This window comes from Micromonospora fulviviridis, from assembly GCF_014648395.1.
GTDB classification, from domain to species: Bacteria; Actinomycetota; Actinomycetes; order Mycobacteriales; family Micromonosporaceae; genus Micromonospora; species Micromonospora fulviviridis.
The window spans coordinates 670,438-682,417 of the sequence record NZ_BMRA01000002.1; the positions used below are offsets into that span (position 1 = coordinate 670,438).

Genomic DNA, 11,980 nt, shown 5'->3' on the forward strand with positions numbered 1-11,980 from the left:
CGACCGGCGTGGGTGGGTTGCTCTCGGCTTACCTGCGCGACCCCGAGGGCAACCTGATCGAGGTACAGACCCGGACGGCCCACTGAGGGTGCGGCCGGCACCGCCGTACCAATTTCGCCGCTCCCCCGGCTCTGCTCCCGTCCGTGGCGGCATCAGTTCCTGCCTGCCGGGGCTGACGATCAGCCGGCTCCTGTCGTCAGCGCGAACGCTGGTCGGTCGCCGGCTGGGTCGTCAGCCGAGGTTCCACATCCTCCGGCAGGTCAGCACCACAGAGCGCGCAGACGTAGTCCTCGTCGCGGACGAGGTTACGATCGCCGCAGTCCAGGCAGCGCCGGAAGACGACTGCCACGGTGAAGCCTTCCGGGTGGTCGAGACCCGCCCGGTCTAGGGCGCCCGCCACCGCCAGCCACGAGGTGGGATCGGGGCAGTAGCCGGTGGAGTGGTTGCTCACCTCGGTGACGACCCAGTCGCCTCGCTCGCCCGTGAAGGCGATCTCGCCCGCGCCGAGGACCTCCCCACCGCCGGCGCAGGCGACGTGCTCGCTGCGTCTCGGCGCGAGCCGCAGGGTGCCGGCAGGTTCGATGACGTACGTGAAGGGCTCGTCGCGGTCGCGTGGATCCGCGGCCGCCAGGTAGGCGTCGAGATCGGCCGGTGATCGGATGGGCCAGCCCTCGGGGGCGTCCGCGACCGAGGCCCGCACGTCGGCCGGGCCGACGTAGCGGTATCGATGCCCCGCTCCTACCACAGCGCCGACCATACGCCCGCGCCGCGGCCGCTGGGGACGATCGCAGCCGAGCTGGGCCCGGCGGCCGGCCGGCTGGCCGGCCGCCGGGCCCTCGCTCGCGAAGCGGGTGCTCCCGGCCTACCGCTCCCCCACCCGGTACGTGATCAGGTTCGGGTCGGCCTTGAGCTGCCGCTCGGTGAACTTGATGGTGTCCCAGCCCTTGCCCGAGTAGAGCCGGGTCTGGTCGGCGTACCAGGGTGAGTGCGGGTTGGCCGACTGCGAGTAGGTGAGGATCTGCCGGCCCGACGGCCCATTGCGGCCCAGCTCGACGGCCATCACGAACGACGAGCCGTGCTGCACCTTCGAGTAGCCGACGCCGGGCTGCAGCACCCCGATGATCATGTTGAAGACGCCGGCTTCCGCGCGGCCGCCGTGGATGGGGATGCGCTCGGCGCCGCGCGGCTCCGTCTGGATGTCGCCGAGGCGGGCGTCGAGCGGGATGCCGTCCAGTTTGCGGACGGCATTGGCGAGGGCGGTGCGTATCCGCGGGTCGTCGACGGCGAGCCGGCTCGGCGTGGTGAGCGGGGCGGCCGGGTCGAACGGGTCGGCGAAGCGCAGGCCGCCGGCGAGAGCGAATTCGGTGAACAGGTGCGCGCCCCGGCTGTCGAGGTTGACCTTCAGGTCCCAGCCGCGCAGGGCGGCGCAGGCGTCGGTCAGGTCGACGGTGGTGCCGTCGGAGGCGGTGGCGGTCGGGTGCGCCTCGCAGACCCGGACCAGGTCGTCGCGGACCAGCTCTCCCCCGTACGCCCGGTTGCCGAACGTCACGTCCCACAGCTTGCCGGTGGTGAAGCCCTTGCCGGGGAGCCCGTCGGTGCCCGCGATCCGCTGCTGCACCTGGTGCACGCCGAGCCGGGTCCGCAGGCTGCGCGGGGTGCTCTCGTCGCCGATGATGCGCGGGTAGCCCTCCAGCGGGCGGGCCGGGTTGGCCAGCCAGTAGCTGTCGTTGGAGTTGGTCACGTAGTCGCCGCGGACCAGCGCGGGCAGGTTGCCCGGGCCGAGGATGCCGGGCACCGCGGCGTCCGGGTCCCGGCCCAGCTCACAGGCGGAGCGGGAGCCGTCGAGGACGGCCTGGCCGCTGCCGGCGTACAAGGCCTGGAAGGGCGCCGGGATGCACGCGGCCGCGAGGGAGCCGGTGACCCGGGGCACGACGGAGTGGTCGGCGTAGAGGGCATTGCCGTCGCGGTCGGCGGCGATGACGTTCACCCAGGGTAAGAACTGCCGCCGGTCGAGCACCTTCCGCAGCTCACCCACCGACTTCGCCCCGCCCATGGCGAGCCAGCCGTCGAGCGCGCGGTTGTTGGCGGCGTTGACGTCGGTGATCGCGTACGCGGCCTGCGCCGTCCAGTCGAAGGTGCCCGGCACCACGACGACCGGACCGAAATGGGTGTCGTAGAAGGTACGGGTAACCGGGCCGCCCGGCGTCTGGACGGTGACGGTGCGGGAGGTCATCTTCCGGGGCTGGCCGTCGTAGAGGTAGCTGGTCGGGTCGCCGGGTACCAGCGTGAGCCGGTGCCAGACGAAGCGGCGGGCGGTGGAGACGGTGTGCGACCAGGCGATCCGGCCGTTGTGGCCGATCTCGACAATCGGGTCGCCGACCAGGGCCGCGCCCTCCACGTCGTACCGGCCGGGCACCTTCAGGTGCATTCGGTAGAAGCGCTCGCCGCCGTCCCACGGGAAGTGCGGGTTCGCGAGCAGCATGCCGGCACCGCTGGCGGTGGCGTCACGGCCCAGGCCGTACGCGTTGCTGCCCACCCCGGCCGGCGCGCCGTCGCGGGCGGCGACGACGGCTTCGGCCTGCGGGGCGCTCGCGGTCCCGCCGGCACCGGGTGGCGTGGCGGCGACGATGCCGTCGGCGAGCGCGCCGGAGCTGGCCCGGATCATCCGGGCCCAGTTCGCCCGCCACATGTCCAGCTCGGTGATCGGGCGTACCCAGTCCTTCCCCTTGCAGGCCGGGTCAGTGATCTTGTTCTTGGCGCTGCGGAGGTACGCATTGTAGCCGGCGACGAAGCCGCGGATCTGGTCGCGTACCTCGTTGGAGGGTGCGTGGATGCCGTCGCGCGGGCCGGCCAGCCAGCGCTCGGCGGCGCGGGCGTCGACGGCCTTCTGCTGGAACAGGTCGCTGGTGACGTTGCTGGTCGTCGCGCCGAACCAGCGGGACCGCTCGGCGCGGACGGTGACCATCTGCTCGGCGATCAGGCAGATGTTGTCCTCGGCCTGGGCGTAGCCGACGCCGTAGCCGAGGCTGGCGAAGTCGCGGGCGGTGATGTGCGGTACGCCGTAGGACGCGCGCTGGATCAGGGCGGAGTAGCCGTTGCCGTGGGCGGAGGCGGTGCCGCCGTTGATGGTGAGGCCGGCGGCGACCAGGACGGTGGCCGTCGCCGCGGCGGCAAGTGGGCGCGCCCTCATCGGGCGCTCTGGTGGTGGTGTGGACGGAACATTGGACGTCCTCCCCGAGTAGTGACTGTCCAGGTCCGACCGACGCTAGTAGTGAAAGTTGCTCAAGTCACCCATCGATCACCGCTGGCGACGTGGGGGGCCTCGACCCACCGGCGCGTTGCGTGCCTGGTGGTCAGCCCGGTACGGTCACCTGCTGCTCCGGGGTCGGCTTGCCGGCGCCCGGGAAGTGCACCTCGGTGTCGAAGGCCAGCACGCCGTAGTGTCCGCCCGAGGTGTATCCGGTGAATCGGATCGTGTAGGCATCGCTGCCGGTCGTCGGGGTGACCGCATGCGGCACCAGCCGGCCGCAGGACGCGGTGTGGCCGGGCCCGTTCCCGCTCGGTGAGGTGGCGGTGAGGGAGTAGTCCTGTTCGCCGGCGTGGACGACCCGGCAGGTAATGGAAAGGCTCACCGGCTCACGGGAGTCCGGGAGCCAGCGGCCGCCGTCGAGGTAGAACGGCTCAACGAAGACGTACGGGTTCAGGTAGTAGCCGCCCGTGTCGTTCTTGCGCAGCCGTTGGGTGCAGAAGCGGAAATTGCCCTTCGTCTTGCCGCTGCGCGAGACGTACACCTGCTGGCCGACCTGGAGGGTGCAGGTCTGCGACAGCAGGGTGTAGCCGCGGGGGAATTCCGGGGCCGGGGTGGCCTTGGCGGCCGGGACCGGCGGCGGGGCGGCGGCCGAGCCGCCGAGCGCTGCCCCCGTCGGGCGCGGTTTCGGCTTGGCGGAGGGGCTCGCGGAGCGGTTGCTCGGCGTTGGTGACGCCACAGCGCTCGTGGTCGCCGCAGCGGCACTTCCCGTCGGTTCGGCGGTGGGCGCCGGGGTGTCCCAGACGGCGCCGGCGGCACCTGGTCGGGCGCAGCCCGCGAGGCCGGTGGCGAGCAGCAGCAACGCCAGTGCGCTGCGGCGGACGAGCGGACCGCGACGCCGGGTCGGTGCGCTCACCGCTGCAGCACTGCGGTTGCGTAGCCGTCCGGGTAGAACTGCCAGTAGTCGCGGTACCGGACCGTGAAGGTGGTGGTGCCGCGTGGCAGCGAGTAGGTGAGGGTGTACCGGCCGCTGGCGTCCATCTTGCCGCGCCAGAACTCCCGCTCGGCCCCGCCGTTGGTCGAGGCGGTGATCCACCAGTAGTTGTCGTCGCCGATCGGCGAGCTCCAGGTCACGGCGAGCTGTGCGACGCTCTTGTCCTTGCCGGTCCCCACCTGGGCGGTGACGGCCAGGTCGGTGACCGGCGGCCTCGGCGGGTGCGCCGGCCCGAAGGAGTGCAGCAGCTGCGTTTCCTGGTAGGGGTCGGTCGAGCTGACCGCCCAGGCCCGGGTGCCGTCCCGGTTGACCAGCAGCGTGCCCTCCCAGAGGCTGTCGCCGTTGCGGAAGTCGACGGCGTACGTCGGGACCGTGCTGCCCTTGCCGTAGAGGTAGACGTCTGCGTCACCGGAGGCGGTCGAGGCGCGGCCGATGGCGACGGTGGAGCCGTCCCCGGACCAGGCGGCGTCCTGCGGATAGACCCCGCTGGGATAGACGGTGGCGTCGGCGAGATCCGGCAGCCGGTACGAGTGGTGCTCGTACGGGTAGCCGACCGTCTCCACCACCTCGGTGCCGTCCGGGCTCACGGCGTAGTCGATGAGGTTGCTGCCGGTGTTGTCCCGCCGGGCGATGATCTTCGGGCTGTCACCCGAGACGTCGATGACGTACGTGGTGACCGGCGAATACCCGGTGTCGCCGGCGACGAGGAGGCCGGACGCGCCGGGGCTGGCGTCGATGATCGGGTGGTAGTTGGGGCCTGCGGTGTAGACCACCGGCGGGGTGCCGGGCGCGGACCAGATCAGCAGGCCGCCGGAGCCGATGCCGGCGTCGATGAAGCCGCCGACGACCTTCTCGCCGGTCGGTTCGACGGTGTACAGGTGGGCGCCGGGGGGTGCGGGGTAGCTGGCGATGATGGTGAGGGTGTCGGCGTCCAACGCGACGATCCGGTTGAAGCCCTGGGCCGCGTACAGGGTCCGCCCGTCGTCGCTGAGGACGAGGTCGGAGATGTCGGCGATGGCCGTGACCCGGTTCAGCAGCCGGCCGTCGAGGTCGGTCACCACCAGCGGCAGCCCGCCGCCGACCCCCTGGGCGATGTAGAGGCGGCCGCGCGCCTCGTCGAGCTCGATCGCGCGCAGGTCGTTTACCGGCAGCTGGGTGCCCACGCTCTTCAGCGGGGTTGTCTCGGCGGCGGCCGGCGCTGCTGTCAGTAGCTCGCCGGCGCTGAGCCCGATCGCCGTGAACATCCCGGACGCCAGCAATTGACGACGCCGCATGACACCTCCCCGTGTCGGCCAGCCGCCGTTTCGACGGCCAACGGAGACCCTAGTACCGGGCTCGCCGCTGCCGCTGTACCCCACCGTCCGGCCCGCTCTAGAGCGAGGTCCCACAAACTACTGTGAGGGGCGATGACAGGACCGCTGGACAGCGTCGAGGCGCTGCTACCGCCCGAGCACGGCATCATCATCGTTGCCGGTGCGGCCGCCGATTTCCTGGATGATCTCTTCGCCGGTGAGGTGCCGCTCTGCTCCGCCGGCGACGACATCCTGTACCTCATGAGCGCCTCGGATTCCTACCACTGCGCCCGGGTCGTGCTTGAGTCCTGGGCCGCGACCCCACCCGACGACCGGCAGGACGCGGATGCTCAGCAACAGGTGACCCTGGCCCTGAGCGAGGGCACCGTGCACGTGTCCGGCATGTTGGAGTTCCAGGCCAGCCCGATCCTGACGCTCGGGCCGCCGGGCCGCTACCACGCCCAGGTCAGTATCACCGGACGGAGCCAGTTGTGCCGGATCGCAGCACAACCAGACCACCCCATCCCGATCATGGACGCCGAACGATTCCGGGTCCGATTCTGGGCTGCCGACAACTGACAACCAGGGCGGCCACAAAGGGTGGCCACCGATACTCAGGCCGCACGTTTGCGCCGCTCAAGGACTACCCCAGCTAGAACGCCTCGAAGGCGGCGGTCCACCGGCTCAGCGTCGTGTGGCGCCCGGTCAGGCGACCCCGGGCAGGCGGCGCTGGCCGACGACAAGTGCCGCCTCAGGATCGACATCGATCAGACGCAGAAACCAACCTGCCAGGCCGGAGGGGTCGGCCAGCAGCTCGACGAGCAGCTGGGTCGTGCCGGCGTACGGGTCGCGGCGCCGGAAGGCGGCGAGGCTGGCGCGCCGCTGTGACAAGCAGCTCAGATGGTGAGGACCACCTTTCCTGCCGGGTGCCCGTCCCGGAGGTGCCGGATCGCGTCCGATGCCTCGGCAAGGGGGTAGGTGCGGTCGACCACCGGGGTCAGCGCGCCGGACTCGATGAGATCTCGTAGCTCGTCCAGGTCCTCGGCCCGCTCCACGGCGCTCACGCTGCGAAGCCGTTGGCCGACGAACAGGGACAGCAGCGGCGCGCGGATCATCTGCCGGTCGTAACCGCTGAGCATCGGGCCCTTGGCGTACGCGCCACCGACCAGCGCCAGCGTCCCGTGCGGGGTGAGCGCACGCCGCAGCAATGACAACGGCCGATCACCGCCGGTGTCGATCACCACGTCGTGCACCGGACCGTCGCGGTCGACCTCCTCGCTCGTGTAGTCGAGGACGTCCTCAGCGCCGAGGGAGCGGACGAAATCGGCCTTGGCCGGGGCGCAGACTGCGGTCACCGTCGCCCCGTACGCCTTGGCGATCTGCACGGCCAGAGACCCGACACCGCCCGATGCGCCGATCACCAGCACCCGGTGCCCCGGGCGCACCTCGCCGCTGTCGCGTACGGCGCGCAGCGCCGTCATCCCGGAGACCGGCACCGCGGCGGCCTGCGTGAACGACACGTTGGCCGGCTTGCGGGCCAGTCGCCGCTGCGGTGCGCTAGCGAACTCGGCGTACGAGCCGCGCAGGCAGGTGCCGTACACCTCGTCGCCCGGCCGGAACCGGGTCACCCGGGCGCCGACCGCGGCTACCACCCCGGCCAGGTCCCGGCCGCGCACCGGTGCCCGGGGCCGGCGCAACCCGCTCGCGAGCCGCGCCAGGTAGGGGCGGCCGGCCATGAAGATCCAGACTCCGGGGTCGACCCCGGCCGCGCGGACCTGGACGAGGACATCCTCGTCGCCGATGGCCGGCCGTCCGATGTCGCGGAGCTGGAGCACGTCCGCCGGGCCGTAGGTGTCCTGGACGATGGCCTTCATGGTGCCGCCTCCTCGGGATACTGGAACACGTCGTCGAGCCGTACGCCGAACACGCGGGCGATCCGGAACGCCATTTCCAGCGAGGGCGAGTAGCGGCCCTGCTCGATGGCGATGACGGTCTGCCGGGTCACGCCGATCCGCTCGGCGAGTTCGGCCTGGGTCATCTCGTCATGCGCGAAGCGCAGTGCGCGGATGTTGTTCGTGACCTGGGTCGGCTTCACCACTGCGGGACACCCGTGCGGTAGACGATCACCTTCGTGAGGGAGCCGACCACCGCCGACAGGACGAAGCACAGGTAGACGACGTTGGCGATCCAGAACCAATCCCACTCGGCCAACGCCATGAGCATCGCCGACACCGCGCCGATGACCACGAACGCCTGGCCAACATGGTCGCCGAGCCGCCCGATCTCCCGGTCGCGAACGTCCTTGACGTGGGACGCCCGCGGGTTCACCACGCCCATCGCGATCTCGGCCACGATGTTCGCGACGATGGCGCCGCCGACCGTCCACAGGAGAACGTCGACGTAGGGGGTCGCGGAGAGCGGCCCACCGTCGACCCGGCTCAGGACGACCGCCGCGTAGACCGCGTACCCGACGACGCTGACCACCAGCATGGTCCAGGCGCGTTTCTCCTCATGCGTCATGATCGACTCCCCATGTAAAGAATCCTTGACACTCCTAGAGTAAGGCGTCCTTGACACCGTGTCTAGAAACTTTTACATCGCGTGGGCGGCGGGAACCGGTGACAGGCCCGGCGCGGTCGCGCCGGCCGAGGTTTGGTGCCGGTCAAAAGGGCATTGTCGCCCTGCCGGCCCACGCCTAGCGTGGGGCGATGAGCTCGCGACTTCTCTCGGTGACGTTCGATGCGCGCGATCCGGACCGCGTGGCGCAGTTCTGGGCCGGCATACTCGGCCGGGAGATCCTCGAGGACGCCGGTGGTGTACTCCTGCCGGGACACGGAACCCAGCTCAGTCTCCGGTTCGCCCGTAGCGGCGCGGAGATGGTGCGGCCGAACCGCATGCACCTCCATCTGACCAGCGCCAGCCTTGACGACCAGCAGCAGACGGTGACGACGGCGCTGAGGCTCGGCGGAAGTCACCTCGACGTTGGGCAGCGCCCCGAGGAGGGGCATGTCGTCCTGGCCGACCCCGAGGGCTACGAGTTCGACGTGATCGAGCCGGGCAACAACTACCTCGCCGGGTGCGGCTTCCTCGGGGAGCTCACCTGCGAAGGCACCCGGGACGTCGGCCTCTTCTGGAGCGAGGCGCTGGGCTGGCCGCTGGTGTGGGACCAGAACGAGGAGACTGCGATCCAGTCACCGCACGCCGGCACGAAGGTTGCGTGGGGCGGCCCGCCCGTGGCCCCGAAGCAGGGGCGGAACCGGCAGCGTTTCGACCTCGCCCCGGCCGGTGGCTACCAGCAGGCGGAGGTCGAACGGCTGCTGTCTCTCGGGGCCACTCGGCTCGAGGTCGGTGACGACGGCACCGTCGTGCTGGCCGATCCGGACGGCAACGAGTTCTGCGTACGAAGGAACTGACCGGAGCTCCCCGTCGCCGGTCCCGCTGGAACATCCACTCCCCGGGCCTTGCTCGGGTCGATGGTGAGCACGTTGACCACCCATGGACCCCGGGTGGTGTTGATCTGGTCGGCCGGCGCCGGCTCGCTGCCCCGCTCGATCCGGGTCAGGGTGACGCCGTCGGCTAGGGCGCGGCTGATGCGTACCACCGTCAGGTTGGCGTCGCCGAGTGAGAGCGTGCTGGCGGCGGCCTCGGCCCGGGCCCCCGGGGCGACGCCGAGGGCCGCCGCGGCGAGGGCGGCCGCCGCGAGCGCCGCAGCCCGGCGGAGGCGGGACAGGCCTGAGTGGAAACAGTCATGACCGAAACCCTGTCGGCGCCGTGGAACGACGTACCCGACGCAGCCTGAGTTGGCGAAATGTGCTGTAAGGAGAGTCTACCTGTGGCGGGGCTTCGGCACCTGGCGGCGTCAACCTCCGCGCACGCGTCGGCCCGTGGACTCCAGCAGCTCGTGCAGCGCCTCCAGCTGCGCCCACCCGTTGACGCCGATCCGACCAGAGGCATCGACAGTGACCTCATGGCGGTCCGGGGTGGAGTCGAAGTCGACGAGAAGATCCGGGAACTGATCGGTCAGCAGGACGAACTCCTGGTTTGTCGAGCCGACCCAGGGCCGGACCGTGGCGATGTGATCGGCGAGGAACCGACCCGCGACGAGCAGATCTGTCTGGGCCAGCAGCCTGGCTACATCCTCGCGGCCCCCGTCCACAGCATCATTTAGTTGCTTCATGGTGTAGCCGGTGAAGGTCATGACCGACCGGCCGGCCCGGCGTACCCCCGCTGCGACCGTTGATAGCGGGGCGGCCTGGTCGAAGGGCTCGCCACCGAGCAGCGTGAGGCCCTCGGTGTTGGCATCGAGGATCCTGGCGATCAAGCCATCCGGTGCGACCGTCTCCCCGCCCCGGAAGCTCCACATGTGCGGGTTGAAGCAGCCGTGGCAGCGAATCGAACAGCCCTGCACCCAGATCGCGGTGCGTTCGCCCGGCCCCTCGGCGCGGGTCGATGAGACGAATCTGGCGATCGACACCAGCGCCGGGTCGGTGACGGTGCGCGGGAGGTGACGGGCATCAGACATCGAGTACTCGGCCGTGCGGCGAATAGCCCGCCGGCGGCTGTGGCGGCGGCGTGCAAGTCAGCAGGTTCCTGAGGTGAGCGAACTCGTGCGGCGCGAGGTTCGCGACCATCGCAAAGTCCTCGATACTGCCGAACCCGCGTCGGTGGTGCCGTTCCGCCAGCACCCGGCTCGCGCGCTCCGTCCCGAAGCCGGGCAGGGCGGCGAGTTCCTCGAACGTTGCCGCGTTGACGTCCAGGGGCCGCGGGGCCGTGGCCGGCGGCGACGGGGGAGCCGGTGGGGTCACGGGCGGTGCCGGCTGCTGGGGTACGGATGTCGCGGCTGGACCCGCACCGTAGTACGCCTGCGCGCTTGTCGTCAGGTCGGCAATCGTGGGCGGCGCGGTGGTGGGAGGGTAGGGGTTGCCGGGCCAGGTGGGAGGCGGCGCCGTGGGCTGGGCGTACCAGGGAGTGTGGCTGGCCCGCCAGCGCAGCCAGGCCGGGTTGATCAGGCAGGCGTGCAGGATGTTGGCAATCCAGCTGGCCAGGACAACGGCGGTTGCCACGCTGCTCAGCGCACTCTGCTGGTCGGCGCGTCACTCCGCTCCCCCGGCTCAGCGAGCGGATCATGGGAGAACGCCGGCACGAGGGTCAGCCAGTCGTGGGCCTGCTGAAGCTTGTCGAGAGTGATCGCGTCGTACAGGCTCGCCACGTCACGGCTTCCCACGATCAGCGTCACGTGCCGACTGTCCGGGGCGGCCGCGACCTGCTCGACGATCGCGCGCAGCGGCGCGCCAGCCCGGTGCCGCCGGCGATCAGCAGCAAGTCCCCGTCGTGCAGGCTCAGCCCGGTGTCCGTTGGCGGGCCGAGGTAGAGCAGCTCTTTGGGGCGGACCTGATGGACCAGGCTGGTGGAGACGGCGCCGCCGCGGACCGCGCGGACGTGCAGCTCGAGGGTGCCGTCCGGGCGCGGCGCGTTTGCCGGGCACAGCCAGCGCCACCGGCCGGGCCGGCGCGGCGTGCAGACCGGCACCGCCTGGCCGGGCCGGTAGGGCAGCCGCCTCCAGGGCCGTACCGTGATGACGGCGACCCCGTCGCAGGCCGGGTCGTGGTCGAGCACCTCGACCGGCCACCAGGCCGGGCCGTCCCCCGCTGTTGTGGCTGCCGACTCGACTTCCTGCCAGGGCACGGTGGTCCGTAGCGCGTCGTCGATGACCGTCTGGTGCTCTGGTCGCAGGCCGTAGCGGCGGTGCGCGCGGCCCAGGACGCTCAGCAGCGCCAGCTTCTCGGAACGGTCCGGCCGGTCGGTGAGCCGGCGCAGGGTGGCCTCGATCAGCGGGGCGTCCCGCTCGGGCAGCAGGCCCGGGCAGCGGTCCTCGACCTCCTCCCAGAACGAGCGCCGCCGCAGGTAGCTCTCCGCGCGGCGCTGCTCAGCCTCCGACCAACCGAGATACGGCAGGTCCGCGTTGGTGGCCAATGCTCTTGCAACCTGTTCCGTCGGCCGGTCCCGGTCCACGCCGATCAGGTACGGGGACAGCTCCGCGTCCGCAGCGACCAGACTGAGCCAACGGGCGACCGCCTCGGGTGTCTCCTGTTCCGTCACGCCGGCTCCCCGAACTGCTCCCCCTTTAGGCCCGCGGCGTGGGTCCAGCGGGCCAGGCGACACGGGTACGGGACGCGTTCGCTGCGGCACAGCTGGCCCTGCGGCCAAGGCCCGAGGGCGTGGACGCGGGCCGCGTGGGCGGCGAAGGCCAGGTCCTCGTCGGTGATCGGGGTGAGCACGGGAAAGTCGGGGAGTACGGCGGACATCGGCAGGCGCCTCCGGCGGTGGGATGCGTGGAGTGGCGCCGGGGCGGGCGGGGACGGCCGCTGCCGTACGGGGGAACGACGCGGCCGGAGCCCAGCACCCGCCCCGGGCCATGCGTTCACCCTGGTCAGCCACTCGAACTCA

The 11,980-nt window shown here is 71.3% G+C and carries 15 protein-coding genes; 2 read left to right on the plus strand and 13 right to left on the minus strand.

Annotated features, from left to right (window positions below):
• Window positions 1-196: 196 nt before the first annotated feature.
• From IEY96_RS08130 to IEY96_RS08145, 4 genes are all read right to left on the minus strand, one after another.
• The gene (locus tag IEY96_RS08130) at window positions 197-757 is read right to left on the minus strand and encodes a TFIIB-type zinc ribbon-containing protein (protein WP_189194157.1); all 561 of its coding nucleotides are present in this window, start codon (window positions 755-757) and stop codon (window positions 197-199) included.
• A 105-nt stretch (window positions 758-862) separates the two neighbouring features.
• Entirely contained in the window at window positions 863-3,190 is a 2,328-nt protein-coding gene (locus tag IEY96_RS08135; protein WP_189194158.1) for an acylase, read from the minus strand.
• Window positions 3,191-3,353: 163 nt separating this feature from the next.
• Window positions 3,354-4,163 (minus strand): hypothetical protein, encoded by an 810-nt coding sequence (locus tag IEY96_RS08140; protein ID WP_189194159.1) that lies wholly within the window; start codon window positions 4,161-4,163, stop codon window positions 3,354-3,356.
• Window positions 4,160-5,515 (minus strand): hypothetical protein, encoded by a 1,356-nt coding sequence (locus tag IEY96_RS08145; RefSeq protein WP_189194160.1) that lies wholly within the window; start codon window positions 5,513-5,515, stop codon window positions 4,160-4,162. The genes IEY96_RS08140 and IEY96_RS08145 overlap by 4 nt, the downstream gene beginning before the upstream one ends.
• Window positions 5,516-5,647: 132 nt before the next feature.
• On the opposite strand from IEY96_RS08145, the gene IEY96_RS08150 reads away from it, so the two are divergent.
• Window positions 5,648-6,112: a hypothetical protein gene (locus tag IEY96_RS08150; RefSeq protein ID WP_189194161.1), complete on the plus strand. Its 465-nt coding sequence runs from the start codon at window positions 5,648-5,650 to the stop codon at window positions 6,110-6,112.
• 126 nt (window positions 6,113-6,238) lie between these two features.
• Here the strand turns inward: IEY96_RS08150 and IEY96_RS08155 are convergent, their stop codons facing one another.
• The 4 genes from IEY96_RS08155 to IEY96_RS08170 are packed head-to-tail and all read right to left on the minus strand — an operon-like array spanning window position 6,239 to window position 8,053.
• Window positions 6,239-6,424, minus strand: coding sequence for a hypothetical protein (locus IEY96_RS08155; protein WP_189194162.1), 186 nt, complete (start codon window positions 6,422-6,424; stop codon window positions 6,239-6,241).
• A 5-nt stretch (window positions 6,425-6,429) separates the two neighbouring features.
• The gene (locus IEY96_RS08160; protein ID WP_189194163.1) at window positions 6,430-7,407 is read right to left on the minus strand and encodes an NAD(P)-dependent alcohol dehydrogenase; all 978 of its coding nucleotides are present in this window, start codon (window positions 7,405-7,407) and stop codon (window positions 6,430-6,432) included.
• Window positions 7,404-7,631 (minus strand): helix-turn-helix transcriptional regulator, encoded by a 228-nt coding sequence (locus IEY96_RS08165; protein ID WP_046567934.1) that lies wholly within the window; start codon window positions 7,629-7,631, stop codon window positions 7,404-7,406. Before IEY96_RS08165 ends, IEY96_RS08160 begins: the two co-directional genes overlap by 4 nt.
• Window positions 7,625-8,053 (minus strand): hypothetical protein, encoded by a 429-nt coding sequence (locus IEY96_RS08170; protein WP_189194164.1) that lies wholly within the window; start codon window positions 8,051-8,053, stop codon window positions 7,625-7,627. The genes IEY96_RS08165 and IEY96_RS08170 overlap by 7 nt, the downstream gene beginning before the upstream one ends.
• A 188-nt stretch (window positions 8,054-8,241) precedes the next feature.
• Here IEY96_RS08170 and IEY96_RS08175 point away from each other — a divergent pair, with 188 nt between their 5' ends.
• The gene (locus IEY96_RS08175; RefSeq protein WP_189194165.1) at window positions 8,242-8,946 is read left to right on the plus strand and encodes a VOC family protein; all 705 of its coding nucleotides are present in this window, start codon (window positions 8,242-8,244) and stop codon (window positions 8,944-8,946) included.
• A 446-nt stretch (window positions 8,947-9,392) separates the two neighbouring features.
• Here the strand turns inward: IEY96_RS08175 and IEY96_RS08180 are convergent, their stop codons facing one another.
• From IEY96_RS08180 to IEY96_RS08195, 5 genes are read right to left on the minus strand one after another with little or no spacing between them, the layout of a single operon-like run.
• Window positions 9,393-10,007, minus strand: a complete 615-nt coding sequence (locus IEY96_RS08180; protein WP_229791438.1) for a 4Fe-4S single cluster domain-containing protein — start codon at window positions 10,005-10,007, stop codon at window positions 9,393-9,395.
• A gap of 40 nt (window positions 10,008-10,047) precedes the next feature.
• Complete coding sequence (locus tag IEY96_RS08185; RefSeq protein WP_189194167.1) at window positions 10,048-10,596, minus strand: ComEA family DNA-binding protein; 549 nt, start codon at window positions 10,594-10,596, stop codon at window positions 10,048-10,050.
• Between the two features lie 5 nt (window positions 10,597-10,601).
• Window positions 10,602-10,769 (minus strand): ferredoxin reductase domain-containing protein, encoded by a 168-nt coding sequence (locus tag IEY96_RS32535; protein WP_229791439.1) that lies wholly within the window; start codon window positions 10,767-10,769, stop codon window positions 10,602-10,604.
• Window positions 10,766-11,632 carry an FAD-binding oxidoreductase gene (locus tag IEY96_RS08190; protein ID WP_229791440.1) on the minus strand — a complete coding sequence of 289 codons (867 nt, stop codon included), beginning with the start codon at window positions 11,630-11,632 and terminating at the stop codon, window positions 10,766-10,768. Before IEY96_RS08190 ends, IEY96_RS32535 begins: the two co-directional genes overlap by 4 nt.
• Window positions 11,629-11,838 carry a hypothetical protein gene (locus IEY96_RS08195; protein ID WP_189194168.1) on the minus strand — a complete coding sequence of 70 codons (210 nt, stop codon included), beginning with the start codon at window positions 11,836-11,838 and terminating at the stop codon, window positions 11,629-11,631. The genes IEY96_RS08190 and IEY96_RS08195 overlap by 4 nt, the downstream gene beginning before the upstream one ends.
• Window positions 11,839-11,980 lie beyond the last annotated feature (142 nt).

Bases quoted from the DNA above. Each gene is read 5' to 3' on its own strand.
- IEY96_RS08130 (WP_189194157.1), bottom strand. From the start codon at position 757: ATGGTCGGCGCTGTGGTAGGAGCGGGGCATCGATACCGCTACGTCGGC.
- IEY96_RS08135 (WP_189194158.1), bottom strand. From the start codon at position 3,190: ATGAGGGCGCGCCCACTTGCCGCCGCGGCGACGGCCACCGTCCTGGTC.
- IEY96_RS08145 (WP_189194160.1), bottom strand. From the start codon at position 5,515: ATGCGGCGTCGTCAATTGCTGGCGTCCGGGATGTTCACGGCGATCGGG.
- IEY96_RS08150 (WP_189194161.1), top strand. From the start codon at position 5,648: ATGACAGGACCGCTGGACAGCGTCGAGGCGCTGCTACCGCCCGAGCAC.
- IEY96_RS08160 (WP_189194163.1), bottom strand. From the start codon at position 7,407: ATGAAGGCCATCGTCCAGGACACCTACGGCCCGGCGGACGTGCTCCAG.
- IEY96_RS08170 (WP_189194164.1), bottom strand. From the start codon at position 8,053: ATGACGCATGAGGAGAAACGCGCCTGGACCATGCTGGTGGTCAGCGTC.
- IEY96_RS08175 (WP_189194165.1), top strand. From the start codon at position 8,242: ATGAGCTCGCGACTTCTCTCGGTGACGTTCGATGCGCGCGATCCGGAC.
- IEY96_RS08195 (WP_189194168.1), bottom strand. From the start codon at position 11,838: ATGTCCGCCGTACTCCCCGACTTTCCCGTGCTCACCCCGATCACCGAC.